This window comes from Stenotrophomonas sp. YJH_SMC_135, from assembly GCF_059372355.1.
This window is the reverse complement of sequence record NZ_JCAFVN010000001.1, coordinates 626,516-642,021: the sequence shown is the minus strand read 5'-3', so window position 1 is coordinate 642,021 and position 15,506 is coordinate 626,516. Positions and strand designations below refer to the sequence as shown.

Genomic DNA, 15,506 nt, shown 5'->3' with positions numbered 1-15,506 from the left:
GTTACCCCAACCGCTTCAATTCCCACGCGCGGTGGATGCGCGCGTTGCGCTCGAAGTCCGGGCCGATGGTGCGCGCGGTGATCTCGCGGCACTGGGCGAATTCGGCGATGGCGTTCTCTTCCAGCTTGAAGCGGCGGAAATTGTTGGAGAAGTACAGCACGCCGCCCGGCGCCAGCCGCGCCACGGCTGCACGCAGCAGCTTGATCTGCTCGCGCTGCACGTCGAAGTCATCGGCGCGCGCGGAGTTAGAGAAGGTCGGCGGGTCACAGAAGATCACGTCGTACTGGCCACGGTCGCCCTCCAGCCACGCCATCGCGTCGGCCTGCACCAGCAGGTGCTGGTTGCCGCCCTGCCCGTTCAACGCCAGGTTGTCGTAGCACCACTGCAGGTAGGTCGCCGACAGATCGACGCTGGTGGTGCTGGCGGCACCGGCCACCGCCGCCTGCACGCTGGCCACGCCGGTGTAGCAGAACAGGTTGAGGAAGCGCTTGCCACGTACCTGCTCGGCCATCATCCGGCGCAGCGGGCGGTGGTCGAGGAACAGGCCGGTGTCCAGGTAGTCGAACAGATTCACCTGCAGCAGTGCATTGTTCTCGCGCACCACGATGAATTCGTCACGCTGCTCGAAGCGGCCGTACTTGCTGCCGCCCTTGCCGCGCTCGCGCGACTTCATCGAGACCTGCTCGGGCGGCACGCCGAACACTTCGCGCGCAGCGGCCAGCAGCTCGTTGCGGCGGCGGCGCACGTCGTTCTCGGGAATGGCAGCCGGTGCGGCGTATTCCTGCACGTGCAGGAAGGTACGGCGCTTGCCGCCGTCTTCCTCGTAGACGTCGATGGCGGCCGCGTACTCCGGCAGGTCGGCGTCATAGGCGCGGAAGCAGGTGATGTCTTCGCGGGCACGCCAGCTCTTGAACTTCTTCAGGTTCTTGCGCAGGCGGTTGGCCACCATCTGCGCGCCTTCGCTCAGCTCGCGCGGCTGTGCCGGATCACGGCCCGGCACGGCGATCGGGTCGCAGACGATCAGCGCACACTCCAGCGCACCATTGAACATCTGGTACTTCTTGCCGGCGCGCAGGCCGGTGGCGAAGGCCAGTTCGTCGTTGCCGCACAGCAGGCTGGCGCGCCACTGCGGCACCGCCTTCTGCAGGGCGTTGCCCAGCGCGCGGTACAGCGCCGGATCGGCGGCCAGGCGTTCGTCGTACGGCGGGTTGCAGACCACCGCACCGATCTCCTGTTCCGGCGCGGCCAGGTCGGCCACGTCGGCGCGGGTGAAGCGGATCGCGTGGGCGACGCCCGCGACCTCGGCGTTCTCGCGTGCCGCCTGGATCGCGGTCGGATCGATGTCGCTGCCGTGGATGACTGGCTTCAGCGCGGCCAGGCCGGCCGCTTCGCGCTCACGTGCTTCGCTCTGGATGGACTTCCAGGCGGCCTTGTCGAAGCCCAGCCAGCGGCTCGGCGGCAGGCTGCCATGCCGCATCAGGCCGGGAGCGACGTCGGCGGCCATCAGCGCACCTTCGATCAGCAGGGTACCGCTGCCGCACATCGGATCCAGCAGGCCACCACCGGCAGCGTGCAGGCGCGGCCATTGCGCGCGCAGCAGCAGCGCGGCGGCCAGGTTTTCCTTCAGCGGTGCCTCGTGGGCAGCACCACGCCAGCCACGGCGATGCAGCGGGCCGCCGCCGAGATCGATCGACAACGAGGCACGGCCCTTGCGCAGCGACAGGTTGACGCGCACGTCGGGCAGATCGGTGTTGACCGAGGGGCGTTCCAGGCCTTCATCGCGCATGCGGTCGACGATGGCGTCCTTGATCCGCTGCGCGGCGAAGCGGGCGTGGGTGATCTTGTCGCCGGACACGTGCGCGTCCACCGCCAGGGTCATCTCCGGCGTGATGTGCTCGTGCCACGGCAGCGCACGCACGCCGTCGTACAGGGCCTGCTCATCCGGGCACTCGAACTCGTCGATGGGCCACAGCACGCGGCTGGCCAGGCGCGACCACATCACGATCCGCAGCGCCTGCGCCAGTTCGCCCTCGGCGTTGACGCCGGCAATGGTGGCAGTGGCCTTGCCAAGGCCCAGGGCCGACAGTTCATCGGCAAGCAGGTATTCCAGGCCCTTGGCGCAGGAGACGAAGAATTTCACGGGATCGGTTCGCAGGTGGTCGGGCGCGGCACAGGGGCCGGGCCGGTCGGAAAGGAGGGCCGTAGGCACGGCCGGCAGGCCCGCGCCGGGGGCGGCGGGGCTGCCATTGTAGTCAATGCGGGCGGGCGCGCCGTGCGCCCGGGCTTCACAGTTGCCGCAGCAGGCGCTCGAAGGCCTGCGCGGAAGCCTCCACGTGGCGCTCGAGGCGGTGGCCGTCGTCGACCAGCAGCAGCTGCGCCGAGCGCGCCTGCGCCCACGCGATCACTCCCGCTGCTGGCACCACGTCGTCATGCCAGGCCTGGACCACGGTGGTCGGCACGGCGGCGGCGTCCAGCGCCGGCATCGGGCCCATCGTGGTCGGCGGCACCATCAGGAACAGGCCGGCCACCGGTACCTGCAACGAGGCGATGGCGGAAATGTAGGCGCCCAGGCTGGAGCCGGCCAGCACCACCGGCCCCTGCCGGGCCGCGATGGCGGCGCGCTCGACCAGGCGGCGCAGGCGGGTCGGCACGTCGCCTACCCGGCTGACCTCGCTCATCGCGTCCAGATCGGTGTAGTCCGGGCGCTCATGGGTCCAGCCCAGGCGCTGCGCCACGTCGGCAAGCGCGGTGACCTTGGTCGCTTCCGGGCCGCTCTCGAAGCCATGCGACAGGATGCAGTGGCCGCGGCTCATGCACGTGCTCCGTGCGAGCGGGCCAACGAGGAAAGAGAAGGCAGGTTCATGCCGCAATGCTAGCATCGCCGGATGCCCAACCCGCTCCTGCCCGGCCTGCAGCTGCAGCCCCTGCCCTACCACGACCGACTGCCGCTGCGCGACCCGGCCACGCTGGAGATGGTGGTGATCCACTGCACCGAGCTGCCCGATCTGGCGATGGCCCGCGAGTACGGCGAGCGTGTGCTGTACGACAGCGGTGCCGGCAACAGCGGGCACTTCTACATCGACCGCGATGGCAGCGTGGTGCAGTACGTGGCACCGGAACGCGTGGCCCATCACGTGCGCGGCATGAACGCGCATACGCTGGGCATCGAGCTGGTCAATACCGGGCGCTATCCGGACTGGTTCGACAGCCGCCACCAGGCGATGGACGAGGCCTACACCGAGGCACAGCTGCAGGCGCTGGAACAGCTGCTGCTGGCGCTGGTGGCGCACTACCCGTCGCTGCGACGGATTGCCGGGCATGACCAGCTGGACCTGGAACGGGTGCCGGCCAGCGACGATGCGACGTTGACGGTGGCGCGCAAGCGCGATCCGGGGCCGCTGTTCCCGTGGGCGCGGGTGCTGGCGAAGGTGCCGTTGCAGCCGGTTGGGTAAGCGGCAGGGCTGCGCCCTGCACCCGCAGAGGCAACGGCAACGGCAAACGCTGGCATTCCGTGGGATGGCGGGGTGGGTCCGGTTGCGGACACCCCCGCAACCGGCCCCACCCCGCCTTCGACAGTTCTCCGCGATCCTTCGAATCGACACGGGGTTGGATCCCGTTGCTACGCAACGGGCTCTGACCCGATTTTCGGTTGATGGGGTCAGAACCGTTCTCCGTTGGAAAACGGATCCGACCCCGCGCGGCTCAGGCGCCGGTCGCCACCGGGCGGCTGCTGTCGCTGACCCACCCGCTCCAGGAGTCGGCGTAGATGCGCGCGCCGGACAGGCCCGCCGTTTCCATCGCCAGCAGCAGATGGCAGGCGGTCACGCCGGAGCCGCACATCAGCACCACCTGCTGCGGATCGCGGTTGCCGATCACGCCCTGCAGTTCGGCGCGCAGCGCCTGTGGGTCGCGCAGGTGGCCATCGAGTACGTTCAAGGCGAACGGGCGGTTGACCGCGCCCGGCACGTGGCCGGCGACCGGGTCCAGCGGCTCGACGTCACCGCGGAAGCGCTCACCCGCGCGCGCGTCGACCAACCAGCCCGGCGCGTGCTTCAGCCGTGCGCTGATTTCATCGGCGTTGGCGATCTGGGTGGTGTCGAAACGGCCCGGGTAGGCAGGTAACGCCGTCACTTCAGTCGGCCCGCTCGCCAGCGCGTGACCGGCGGCCTGCCAGGCGGCAATACCGCCGTCGAGCACGGCCACCCGGGTGTGCCCGATCAGCCGCAGCAGCCACCACAGGCGCGAGGCGGCCATGCTGCCGTCGCTGCCGTCGTAGACCACCACCTGGGTTTCGGGACCGATGCCCCACGTACCGAGCTTCGCGGCGAACGCATCGCTGTCCGGCAGCGGGTGCCGGCCATGGCCGCTTCGGGTCAGATCCGACAGATCACGGTTGAGATCGGCATGCACCGCAGTCGGTATGTGCCCTGCCAGATACTGGCCGCCCGCCGCCTGCGGATCGGCCAGCGAAGCACGCGCATCGACCACGCGCACGGCGGTGCTGGCGGTGGCACGCGCGTCGACGACGCGCACGCCTGCGCCCAGCGCAGCGGCAAGGGTGGCGACATCGACCAGGGTGGTCCACGGCGGATCGATCGGCTTCATTGCACTTGCTCCAGGCGACGACGCAGGTTGTAGAGAATGGCGGCGGTCGCGCCCCAGATGCGCTGGCCCGGCCAGTCATACTCCAGGACGTGGCGGACCCGGCCGCGATGAGTGATTTCGACCTGGCGCAGGCTGTCGGGCGCCATCAGATAATCCAGCGGCACCTCGAACACTTCGGCCACTTCGCTGGGCTGCGGCACCGGCACGAAATCCGGATCCACCACCGCCACCACCGGCGTGACCCGGTAGCCGGTGATGGTGACGAAGGGATCGAGATACCCCAGCGCCTGCACCTCGCCGTGCGCCAATGCGATTTCTTCCTGGCTCTCGCGCAGCGCGGCCGCCAATGCGTCGCGGTCATCGGGCTCGGTGCGGCCGCCGGGAAATCCGACCTGGCCCCCGTGCGTGCGCAGGGTTTCGGTGCGGCGGGTCAGGATCACCTGTGCGCCGTTGGCGCGCGGGACGATGCCGGCCAGCACCGCAGCCTCCACCGGAGGCCCGGGCGGCAGCAGGTCGATCAGCTCACTGCGGTTCCAGCCGTCGCCGGCCGGCGGTTGGGCCAAGGGGTGCAGCGCGCGCATCAGTCGCTCGTGGTCGGCCAGCGAGCCACGCAGCGATTGCTGCAGTTGTTCGCGCAGGGGCTGCACGCGGTGCAGGATGCGGCTGCGTTCCTCGTTGCTCATCGACGACCACCGCGCGATCTCATCGATATGCCGCGCGCAGCCGGTGCATTGCCGGTGCGGATCCAGCGTGCACACTCCGATGCAGGGACTTGCGACAACACGCGCCGTTTCTTCCATTGTTTGCACCCGGCAACAGTAGCGCGATCGGGCTGAATTTGCGCGGGTGGCCCGGCCCAACGGTAGAGTCGACTGTCAGTCGACGCTCGCGCGCAGCGCGGGCGTTTCACCGCCAGGGGCTGCACAAACAGAAACGCGCCGGTGGGATCACCGGCGCGTTTCGTTTGCTGTTTCGATTTACTTGACGCTGACCAGCTTGATCTCGAACTGCACAGCCACGTTCGGCGGGAACGGGGTGCGCGGGTCGGCACCGTAGGCCTGGTCCGGCGGCAGGGTGACTTCCCACTTCGAGCCGGCCGGCATCTGCAGCAGGGTCTCGCGCATGGCCTTCATTTCAACTTCGCTGACCTTGATCGACGGGATCTGCTGGGCCGGGCGGGCTTCGGTCGGGCGCTGGCCGTACGGGAACGGACCGGCCACTTCCAGCTGCACGGTGCTGGCCTGGGTCGGCTTGGCGCCCTTGCCGGCTTCGATCACGCGGTACTGGACGCCGCTCGGCAGGGACTGCACGCCGGCCTTGGCCTTGTTCGCCGCGATGAACTGATCGCTCTTGGTCTTGTTTTCGGCAGCCGCCTTTTCGTACTCGGCCTTGGCAGCCTGGGCACGGCCCTGCTCGCGCTTCTGGAACGCTTCAACGGCCGGCTTCAGCTGCTCGGCGGTGATCGCCGGCTGCTTCTTGGCGTAGGCATCCTGCAGGCCCTTCACCACCGAGTTGATGTCCAGCTGCTCACCGCGACCGGTCAGCTCCGCCAGGTTGTTGCCGTAGTCGTAACCGAAGTAATAACTCAGCTTGCCCTTCTCGGACGCGATGTCCTGGGCGAAGGCATTGCCCGTCAGGGCCAGGGCCGCGACGGCGACCGCGATAGAACGCAACTTCATCAAACAGTTCTCCAGGGGTGGTAACTCAGGGACGTTCTTCGCCGCCCTGAGGCGACGGGTTAGGATAACGGGCGCAACGTGTAACCGCTACTCACGATGCAGGCTATGACCCGTCTGCGTTTGCAGAGTTCAATATCACTTTTTTTTAACGTTCCAGGAGTTTCCCCGTGGCCGATGCCCTGATCGCTGTTGCCGACGAAGGCGCCATCCGCACCGTGACCGTCCAGCGCCCGGACAAGCTCAATGCCCTGAACGCCGCGACCCTGCAGGCGCTGGCCGATGCCTTCAGGGACGCCGCTGCCGATCCGGAGGTGCGCGTGGTGGTGTTGACCGGAGCGGGCCCGAAGGCCTTCGTGGCCGGTGCCGACATCGCGGAAATGAACACCCTCAGCGCCGTTCAGGGACGTGATTTCTCGCTGCTGGGCCAGGCCCTGATGCGCCAGATCGAACGCATGCCCAAGCCGGTCATCGCACGCGTGAACGGTTTCGCGCTGGGCGGCGGGCTTGAGCTGGCGATGGCGTGCCACCTGCGCATCGCCGCCGATACCGCCAAGGTCGGCCAACCGGAAATCAATCTCGGCCTGATTCCAGGCTTCGGCGGCAGCCAGCGCCTGCTGCGCCTGTGTGGCCGCGCCGCCACCCTGGAGCTGTGCCTGCTGGGGGCGCCGATCAACGCCGCGCGTGCGCTGGAACTGGGCATCGTCAACGAAGTCGTGCCGGCCGACGCGCTGGACAACCGTGTACAGGACGTCGCCCGCCAGCTGGCACGCTCAGCGCCGCTGGCCCTGCGTGGCCTGCTCGACGCGGTGCACGTGGGCGGCGAGTGCAGCCTGGAGGCCGGGCTGGAATACGAAAGTGCGCAGTTCGGCCTGCTGTTCGCCACCGAGGACATGCGTGAAGGCACCAGTGCCTTCCTGCAGCGCCGCCCGCCGGCCTTCCAGAACCGCTGACGCCATGGCATCCCGACCCAACCCCGCGCAGTTGTTCGCCCGGGTCCAGGCAGGCGATCTCGATGGCGCCCTGCAGGCGGGGCTGATGGACTACGTCGCCCGAGCCGGCGACGAACAGCTGCTGCCTGGCCACCCGGACCTTCCGCAGCGGCTGCAGCAGGCCCAGCAGCAACTGCGTACGGCTTGGGCCGCACGCGAACGCTATCGCGCCCGCGCGGTGCGCCTGGCCCGCCGCGAAGCCGAGCGCGATGCACGTCGCACCCCGCCCCCGGCGCCGGACGTGAAGCCCCCCCTGCCCGCCGCGGCGGCCGCGATTCTCGCCCGGGCCAAGGCCCGCGTCACCGGCAAGGAGCCGTAATGGCCACCGCGAAGAAGACTGCCCGCGCACCGGCGCGGCGCGGCGGCCGCATGCCGCGCGCCGACGTGGTGGAAATGTTCGCCCGCCTGCGCGAGCTCAACCCGCACCCGAAGACCGAGCTTGAGTACAGCTCGCCGTTCGAACTGCTGGTGGCCGTGGCGCTGTCCGCCCAGGCCACCGACGTCGGCGTCAACAAGGCCACCCGCCGCCTGTTCCCGGTCGCCAACACGCCGGCGGAGATCTTCGCGCTCGGTGAGGATGGCCTGAAGCCGTACATCGCCACCATCGGGCTGTTCAACGCCAAGGCGAAGAACGTGATCGCCACCTGCGCGATCCTGCTGCAGAAGTACGGCGGCGAAGTGCCGCGCGACCGCGAAGCGCTGGAAGCGCTGCCCGGTGTGGGCCGCAAGACCGCCAACGTGGTGCTCAACACCGCCTTCGGCGAGCCGGTGATGGCGGTGGATACGCATATCTTCCGCGTCTCCAACCGTACCGGCCTGGCCCCCGGCAAGAACGTGCGCGAAGTGGAGGACACGCTGGTGAAGGTGATTCCGGCCGAGTTCCTGCTCGACGCGCACCATTGGCTGATCCTGCATGGCCGCTACGTGTGCAAGGCGCGCAAGCCGGATTGCCCGGGCTGCGTGATCGCCGACCTGTGCCGGTTCAAGGAAAAGACCACAGCCGAGACGTGACGCGGATCGTGTTGTGACGAAACGAAGACGGCGGGCACCAGGCCCGCCGTCCGCGTGTATGGACAAGGGTGCTTCAGGAGATCAGAACGACAGGTCGCCCCAGACGCCGAATTCCTTGGTCTTGTCGTTCTTCTTGTCGCTGGCGTTGGCCAGGTGCGTGTACTTGTACACGGTCGACAGCTTGAGGTTCTTCATGACCGGGAACTCGACGCCGACGTTCCAGTACTTGTCGCTCAGGGTCGGGTCCAGGGTCTTGCTGACGTCGGTGTCATCGTAACGACCGAACACGTTGATGCCGCCGTCGGTCACGCGCACGCTGCCCCACACCGACCAGCCACTGGTCTTGTCGGTGGCAACGGTCAGCACGTTGTTGAGGTTCTTGGCCTGGAAGTACTCGCCGCCGACGCGGAAGTTGCTGTCGGCGTAGGCCACCATCGCGTTGGCGCGGGTGTAGGTGTTCTCGGCGCTCTGGATGTCGGTTTCCTTGCCCAGCTTGCCGCTGTAGCCGCCGACGGCGACCACGAAGTTCTCGTTCGGGGTGTAGGCCACGCGGCCTTCCACGTCCATGCCCTTGCTGCGGGTCGGGTTCTTGTAGCCGGCGCCGGACACGACCGAGACGGCGTAGTTGAAGTTGTTGCCCAGGTTGCCGAAGCCATGCAGGCCCCAGTCGGACGAGTTGCCGTACTTCAGGCGGTCGGTCAGGGTGTTCTCGACATAGCGCATGCCGTAGAACTTCTCGACGTACGGGATCCACGGCATGTCGGCGGCACCGACGCGCAGGTTGAAGGCCGGGTCGAAGCTGCCCTGCACGTAGGCCTTCTTGACGAACAGTTCGGTGTTGCCGATGGCCGAGCTGTACTGGAAGTCGGTGGTCAGGTTGGCCGACCAGATGTCGTTGAACTTGTGGTCGACGGTCAGGTAGAAGCGCTTGACGTCCAGGCCGGTGCCGCTGGCGGCGGTGTCCTTGCCGTTGCTGGTCTTGTCGATGTTGGTCAGGTCGAAGAACATGCGACCGCCAATCTTGTTGTCATTGACCAGCTTGGCCAGCTTGTCGACGCTGGTCTGGGTCTTCTGCGCACCTTCCAAGGCCTGCGCCTGGGTGATGTTCACTTCGGACTGCGCGTCGGACTGCGCCTGCAGCGCCTGCGAATCGTTCTGCAACTGCTGGACCTGGGCCTGCAGCGCAGCGATCTGTGCCTGCAGCTGCTGCAACTGTGCCTGGGACACGCCCGAGCTGGCGGGGGCTGCGAAGGCGTCGGCGGAAACCAGACCGAGGCTTGCAACGACCGCGGCGGCGAGCAAATGGGAACGCATTTTGGATTTCTCCAGAGGGTTGGAATGGCTTGGGCAGAACGCCACGCCGGCAGGCCGGTCAAGCGTTTTGCGAACGTTCCGTTAAAACCATGACAGCCGAATGACAGATTGAGCACCAACCCCAGATTTCTTCGTGCGGTCATGCGTACGACTCATTTGCGCGCACATGCTTATCGATCCCTTGCGCCCCATGGCGTGGTGTATCGGCACCGACACGCGGGCAAGCCGCCGGGTCACCCTGGTCCGCACCGCCCGGCTTCGCGCGGATGACGCGGAATCCCTGCGCAACGCCAGGCGCAGACCGCGCGAAGGGAGGCAGCCGTCACCTCATCGGCCACCTATGCAAGGTGACCGCAACCGGCGCCGGCGCACCTCCCTTGTGCCCGCACGACCGCCTCAGCCGCTGCGCGAAACCTTCACGGCCCGCGCTGCGCAAGCGCCAGCCAGCGCTGTAACGGATGCGTCATACAACGGTCCCCGCGCTGTCATCGAACCGTTATGGAATGTGCGCCGGGCGGGTAACCCCGCATTCCAATCAACCCAGGAGCCACCCCGTGATCCACGCCTTCAAGTCGCGCGTTGCCGTTGCCGTCTTCGCAGCGTCGTCCGTGTTCGCCGCCAACGCCGCTGAAATCACCGGCGCGGGCGCCTCGTTCATCTACCCGGTGATGTCGAAGTGGTCGGCCGACTACAACGCTGCCACCAGCAACAAGGTCAACTACCAGTCGATCGGTTCCGGCGGCGGCATTGCGCAGATCAAGGCCAAGACCGTTGATTTCGGCTCTTCCGATGCACCGCTGAAGCCGGAAGAACTGGCCGCCTCGGGCCTGGCCCAGTTCCCGTCGGTGATCGGCGGCGTGGTGCCGGTGGTCAACGTGGCCGGCATTGGCCCGGGCGCACTCAAGCTGGACGGCACCGTGCTGGCCAACATCTTCCTGGGCAAGATCAAGACCTGGAACGACCCGGCCATCGCCGCGCTGAACCCGGGCGTGACCCTGCCGAGCGCCAAGATCACCGTCGTGCACCGCTCGGATGGTTCGGGCACCACCTTCAACTTCGTCAACTACCTGTCCAAGGTCAGCCCGGAGTGGAAGAGCTCGGTCGGTGAAGGCACCTCGGTCCAGTGGCCGGCCGGCATCGGCGGCAAGGGCAACGAAGGCGTTGCTGCCTACGTGAAGCAGATCAAGGGCGGCATCGGCTACGTCGAACTGTCCTACGCACTGCAGAACAAGCTGTCGTACACGGCGATGAAGAACGCTGCCGGCAGGTTCGTGCAGCCGAGCGATGCATCGTTCGCCGCCGCTGCCGCCAGCGCCGACTGGGCCAGCGCCAAGGACTTCTACCTGGTGATGACCAACGCCCCGGGCGCCGAGTCCTGGCCGATCACCGCCACCAACTTCATCCTGGTGCACAAGAAGCCGAAGAACGCTGCCAACGGCAAGGCCACCCAGGAGTTCTTCCGCTGGGTCTACAAGAGCGGCGACGCCCAGGCCCGCCAGCTGGACTACGTGCCGCTGCCGGACAGCCTGGTCCGCCAGATCGAGACCTACTGGTCGCAGAACCTGAAGTAAGCACGTTCCCCCGCAGGAACGGGGCCGGCGGGTCCTCTCTCCCCCGCCGGCCCCAACCGGGCGCGAGATCCTCGAGATCTCGCGCTCTTCTTGTTTTCGGGGATGCATGCATCTGCCTCTGCAGCGCCGAGCCCACGCTCGGCTGGGTGCTGGAGCGTGCGGACCGACGGTCCGCACCTACCGAGGGCAAGGAGCCGTCGAACATGGCTTGACTCCACACGGGCCAACCGGCCGCCATACCGGTGCGCAGATCCGGGGTCTCCGGGGCTCTGCCGGATGGGGGCCAACCCGGTGAAACCCTTGTCAGAACGTGATCCAGGACACCTCTGTCATGGTCGTAATACGGCTGTAACAAAAACATCATTTCATAGCCGCATCCGCCGACCACGTCGGCTCTTCCCCGCTATGGAGTGACCATGAAACTGCACTCGGCCGGCCTTGCCGCCCTTTCCCTGGCCATCGCCCTGGGCCTGTCGGCCTGCGGTGGCGACAAGCAGGCCGCGCAGCAGCCGGCGGCCGACGGTGCCGCTGCCCCGGCCGCTGCCGGTGCCAAGGTGACCGCCGAAGTGTCCGGCGCGGGCGCGTCCTTCATCTTCCCGCTGGTCTCCAAGTGGTCGGCCGACTACAACGCCACCACCGGGGCCAAGATCAACTACCAGTCGATCGGCTCCGGCGGCGGCATCGCCCAGATCAAGGCCGGCACCGTCGACTTCGGCTCCTCCGACAAGCCGCTGAGCAGCGAAGAGCTGGCACAGGCCGGCCTGGCCCAGTTCCCGTCGGCCATCGGCGGCGTGGTGCCGGTGGTCAACATCGAAGGCCTGGAAGCCGGCAAGCTGCGCCTGAGCGGCGCCCTGCTGGCCGACATCTTCCTGGGCAAGGTCAAGACCTGGAACGATCCGGCCATCGTCGCCGCCAACCCGGGCGTGAAGCTGCCGGACGGCAAGATCACCCTGGTCCACCGTTCGGACGGTTCGGGCACCACCTTCAACTTCTCCAACTACCTGTCCAAGGTCAGCCCGGAGTGGAAGAGCAAGGTCGGCGAAGGCACCTCGGTGCAGTGGCCGGACGGCGTCGGTGGCAAGGGCAATGAAGGCGTCGCTTCGTACGTGAAGCAGATCAAGGGCTCCATCGGCTACGTCGAGCTGGCCTACGCGCTGCAGAACGGCATGCCGTACACCGCCATGCAGAACGCCGCCGGCAACTGGGTCGAGCCCAGCGCGGAAACCTTCGCCGCGGCGGCCGCCAGCGCCGACTGGGCCAGCGCCAAGGACTTCAACCTGGTCATCACCAACGCCCCGGGCGAGCAGGCGTGGCCGATCACCGCCACCAACTTCATGCTGATGCAGAAGCAGCCGAAGGACGCCAAGCGCAACCAGGACACCCTGGCCTTCTTCAAGTGGGCCTTCGAGAACGGCCAAGCCCAGGCCAACGAGCTGCACTACGTGCCGCTGCCGGCCGAACTGGTCAAGCAGATCGAGGCCTACTGGGCGACCGACCTGAAGTGACGGACTCGACGGTGCCCGCCCCGCGCGGGCACCGCTTCCACGCCGTGCCGCCCCGCCCCTTCCTGGCCCTGCCGTCCCCATGAATGCCATCGCCCAGCCTGTAGCCGCCCCGTCCACGCGTGATGCGCGTGATGCCCGCAACGACAAACTGTTCCGATGGGTGCTGGTCGGCACCGTCATCTTCGTCCTGATCGCCCTGGCCTGCGCCGCGCTGTCGATGCTGTGGGGCGGCCGCCATGCCCTGCAGATGCAGGGCCTGAGCTTCTTCTTCTCCGCCGACTGGAATCCGGTCGAAAACAAGTTCGGCGCGCTCGCCCCGATCTACGGCACCCTGGTCACCGCCGTCATCGCGATGGTCATCGCCGTGCCGGTCAGCTTCGGCATCGCCTTCTTCCTCACCGAAGTCGCGCCACGCTGGCTGCGTGGCCCGGTCGGCACAGCCATCGAACTGCTGGCCGGCATTCCCTCGATCATCTACGGCATGTGGGGCCTGTTCGTGCTGGTGCCGGTGATGACCGAGTACGTCACGCCGTTCCTCAACGAGACCCTGGGCGAATGGCCGATCATCGGCCCGATGTTCCAGGGCCCGCCGCTGGGCATCGGCATGCTCACCGCCGGTTTCGTGCTGGCGATCATGGTCATTCCGTTCATCTCCTCGGTGATGCGCGAAGTGTTCCTGACCGTGCCGACCCGCCTGAAGGAATCGGCCTATGCGCTGGGCTCCACCAAGTGGGAAGTGAGCTGGGACATCGTGCTGCCCTACACCCGCTCGGCGGTGATCGGCGGCATCTTCCTCGGCCTCGGCCGCGCCCTCGGCGAGACGATGGCGGTGGCCTTCGTGATCGGCAACAGCGTGCGCCTGTCGCCGTCGCTGCTGGAACCGGGCACCACCATTGCTGCGCTGATCGCCAACGATTTCGGTGAAGCCACTGAAACCTACCGTTCGGCCCTGCTGCTGCTCGGCTTCGTCCTCTTCATCGTCACCTTCGTGGTGCTCGCCATCGCCCGCCTGATGCTGATGCGCCTGTCCCGCAAGGAGGGCAACTGATGTCCAGCACCGCTGACTCCCTGTACCTGCGCCGCCGCATCGGCAATGTCGTTGCGATCACCGCCTCCTGCGCCACCGCGCTGTTCGGTTTGTTCTTCCTGGGCTGGATCCTGTTCACCCTGGCCTCCAAGGGCCTGGCCGGCATCAACCTGGATCTGTTCACCAAGATGACGCCGCCGCCGATGCAGGAAGGCGGCCTCGCCAACGCGTTCTTCGGCAGCGCCGTGATGTGTGCGCTGGCCATCGGCATCGGCACCCCGCTGGGCGTATTGGCGGGCACCTGGCTGGCCGAGTACGGCAACGCCCGCAAGGCCGGCACCGTGGTCCGCTTCGTCAACGACATCCTGCTGTCGGCCCCGTCCATCGTGCTCGGCCTGTTCGTCTACACCCTGTACGTGATGCAGACCGGCGGCAACTTCTCGGCGTTCGCCGGTGCGCTGTCGCTGGCCTTCATCGTGCTGCCGGTGGTGGTACGCACCACCGACGAGATGCTGCGCCTGGTGCCCTCGCAGATGCGCGAAGCGGCCCTGTCGCTGGGCATCCCGCAGTGGAAGGTGATCGTGCAGGTGCTCTACCGCAGTGCCTCGGCCGGCATCATCACCGGCATCCTGCTGGCACTGGCCCGCATCTCCGGCGAGACCGCACCGCTGCTGTTCACCGCCTTCGGCAACCAGTACTGGAACAACAACATCTTCCAGCCGATGGCCTCGGTGCCGGTGGTGATGAACCAGTTCGCCGGCAGCCCGTATGAATCCTGGCAGGTGCTGGCATGGGCCGGTGCCCTGGTGCTGACTGTCTTCGTGTTGCTGGTCAGCCTTGCCGCCCGCGGCATCCTGCTGCGCAACCGTATCTCCCATGACTGACCTTTCCGTGGATAACGCCATGAACGACCTTTCCAACGCCGTGCCGATGCAGCGCATCGCCGTGCCGTCCTCGCACGAGAGCCTGCACACGCCGTCGCCGGTGAAGCTGGCTGCGCGTGGACTGGACTTCTACTACGACAAGTTCTACGCCCTGAAGGGCATCAACCTGGAAATCCCGGAAAAGCGCGTGACCGCGCTGATCGGTCCTTCCGGTTGCGGCAAGTCGACCCTGCTGCGCATCTTCAACCGCATCTACGCGCTGTACCCGAAGCTGGAAGCGCGCGGTGAAGTGCTGCTGGACGGCGAGAACATCCTGTCGCCGAAGTACCCGATGAACCGCCTGCGCAGCAAGGTCGGCATGGTGTTCCAGAAGCCGGTGCCGTTCCCGATGACCATCTTCGAGAACGTGGCCTACGGCATCCGCCACCACGAGAAGCTGAGCAAGGCCGACATGGCCGACCGCGTCGAGCAGGCGCTGCGCCAGGGCGCGCTGTGGGACGAAGTGAAGGACAAGCTGGGGCAGAGCGCACTGGGCCTGTCCGGCGGCCAGCAGCAGCGCCTGTGCATCGCCCGTGCCGTGGCCCTGCGCCCGTCGGTGCTGCTGCTGGACGAGCCGACCTCGGCGCTGGATCCGATCTCGACCAGCCGCATCGAGCAGCTGGTGGAAGAACTCAAGCACGAGTACACCATCGTGATCGTCACCCACAACATGCAGCAGGCCGCACGCGTGTCCGACTACACCGCCTTCATGTACCTGGGCGACCTGATCGAGCACGACCGCACCGAAGTGATCTTCTCGCAGCCGTCACAGCGGCAGACCGAGGACTACATCACCGGCCGCTTCGGCTGAAACGTCAGTCGAGCACGGCTCGACCCTGCAGACACCATCAGTCGAGCGTGGCTCGACTCTACAGAGTGGAA

The 15,506-nt window shown here is 67.2% G+C and carries 15 protein-coding genes; 9 read left to right on the top strand and 6 right to left on the bottom strand.

What is annotated here, in order from left to right; genetic code table 11:
• Position 1: 1 nt before the first annotated feature.
• A complete protein-coding gene (rlmKL, locus tag AC5P98_RS03140) occupies positions 2-2,140 on the bottom strand; it encodes a bifunctional 23S rRNA (guanine(2069)-N(7))-methyltransferase RlmK/23S rRNA (guanine(2445)-N(2))-methyltransferase RlmL (RefSeq protein ID WP_049405921.1) in 2,139 nt (712 codons plus the stop codon).
• Positions 2,141-2,285: 145 nt separating this feature from the next.
• Positions 2,286-2,813, bottom strand: coding sequence for an alpha/beta hydrolase (locus AC5P98_RS03135; protein WP_032961606.1), 528 nt, complete (start codon positions 2,811-2,813; stop codon positions 2,286-2,288).
• A gap of 72 nt (positions 2,814-2,885) precedes the next feature.
• Between AC5P98_RS03135 and AC5P98_RS03130 the strand changes: the two genes are divergently transcribed.
• Positions 2,886-3,452, top strand: a complete 567-nt coding sequence (locus AC5P98_RS03130) for an N-acetylmuramoyl-L-alanine amidase (protein ID WP_049405919.1) — start codon at positions 2,886-2,888, stop codon at positions 3,450-3,452.
• A 250-nt stretch (positions 3,453-3,702) separates the two neighbouring features.
• Here the strand turns inward: AC5P98_RS03130 and AC5P98_RS03125 are convergent, their stop codons facing one another.
• The 3 genes from AC5P98_RS03125 to AC5P98_RS03115 form a co-directional block, all read right to left on the bottom strand.
• The gene (locus tag AC5P98_RS03125) at positions 3,703-4,605 is read right to left on the bottom strand and encodes a sulfurtransferase (protein ID WP_049407495.1); all 903 of its coding nucleotides are present in this window, start codon (positions 4,603-4,605) and stop codon (positions 3,703-3,705) included.
• Entirely contained in the window at positions 4,602-5,405 is an 804-nt protein-coding gene (locus AC5P98_RS03120) for a CoA pyrophosphatase (protein WP_495229849.1), read from the bottom strand. The genes AC5P98_RS03125 and AC5P98_RS03120 overlap by 4 nt, the downstream gene beginning before the upstream one ends.
• A gap of 177 nt (positions 5,406-5,582) precedes the next feature.
• On the bottom strand, positions 5,583-6,284 hold the full coding sequence (locus tag AC5P98_RS03115; RefSeq protein ID WP_014646545.1) for an FKBP-type peptidyl-prolyl cis-trans isomerase: 702 nt from the start codon (positions 6,282-6,284) through the stop codon (positions 5,583-5,585).
• Positions 6,285-6,451: 167 nt separating this feature from the next.
• Between AC5P98_RS03115 and AC5P98_RS03110 the strand changes: the two genes are divergently transcribed.
• Genes AC5P98_RS03110 through nth form a run of 3 tightly spaced genes read left to right on the top strand, consistent with a single transcriptional unit; the run spans position 6,452 to position 8,284 of the window.
• Entirely contained in the window at positions 6,452-7,234 is a 783-nt protein-coding gene (locus AC5P98_RS03110; RefSeq protein WP_049407492.1) for an enoyl-CoA hydratase/isomerase family protein, read from the top strand.
• Positions 7,235-7,238: 4 nt separating this feature from the next.
• On the top strand, positions 7,239-7,592 hold the full coding sequence (locus AC5P98_RS03105; protein WP_049407490.1) for a hypothetical protein: 354 nt from the start codon (positions 7,239-7,241) through the stop codon (positions 7,590-7,592).
• On the top strand, positions 7,592-8,284 hold the full coding sequence (gene nth, locus AC5P98_RS03100) for an endonuclease III (RefSeq protein WP_049477322.1): 693 nt from the start codon (positions 7,592-7,594) through the stop codon (positions 8,282-8,284). The genes AC5P98_RS03105 and nth overlap by 1 nt, the downstream gene beginning before the upstream one ends.
• Positions 8,285-8,365: 81 nt before the next feature.
• Here the strand turns inward: nth and AC5P98_RS03095 are convergent, their stop codons facing one another.
• A complete protein-coding gene (locus tag AC5P98_RS03095; protein ID WP_014646541.1) occupies positions 8,366-9,598 on the bottom strand; it encodes a porin in 1,233 nt (410 codons plus the stop codon).
• 554 nt (positions 9,599-10,152) lie between these two features.
• Between AC5P98_RS03095 and pstS (AC5P98_RS03090) the strand changes: the two genes are divergently transcribed.
• From pstS (AC5P98_RS03090) to pstB, 5 genes are all read left to right on the top strand, one after another.
• The gene (gene pstS, locus AC5P98_RS03090) at positions 10,153-11,169 is read left to right on the top strand and encodes a phosphate ABC transporter substrate-binding protein PstS (RefSeq protein WP_049405778.1); all 1,017 of its coding nucleotides are present in this window, start codon (positions 10,153-10,155) and stop codon (positions 11,167-11,169) included.
• Between the two features lie 416 nt (positions 11,170-11,585).
• Complete coding sequence (gene pstS, locus AC5P98_RS03085) at positions 11,586-12,674, top strand: phosphate ABC transporter substrate-binding protein PstS (protein WP_014646539.1); 1,089 nt, start codon at positions 11,586-11,588, stop codon at positions 12,672-12,674.
• A gap of 79 nt (positions 12,675-12,753) precedes the next feature.
• Positions 12,754-13,722 carry a phosphate ABC transporter permease subunit PstC gene (gene pstC, locus AC5P98_RS03080; RefSeq protein ID WP_005412771.1) on the top strand — a complete coding sequence of 323 codons (969 nt, stop codon included), beginning with the start codon at positions 12,754-12,756 and terminating at the stop codon, positions 13,720-13,722.
• On the top strand, positions 13,722-14,585 hold the full coding sequence (gene pstA, locus AC5P98_RS03075; protein WP_014646538.1) for a phosphate ABC transporter permease PstA: 864 nt from the start codon (positions 13,722-13,724) through the stop codon (positions 14,583-14,585). Before pstC ends, pstA begins: the two co-directional genes overlap by 1 nt.
• Before the next feature lie 19 nt (positions 14,586-14,604).
• On the top strand, positions 14,605-15,435 hold the full coding sequence (pstB, locus tag AC5P98_RS03070; RefSeq protein WP_495229848.1) for a phosphate ABC transporter ATP-binding protein PstB: 831 nt from the start codon (positions 14,605-14,607) through the stop codon (positions 15,433-15,435).
• Positions 15,436-15,506 lie beyond the last annotated feature (71 nt).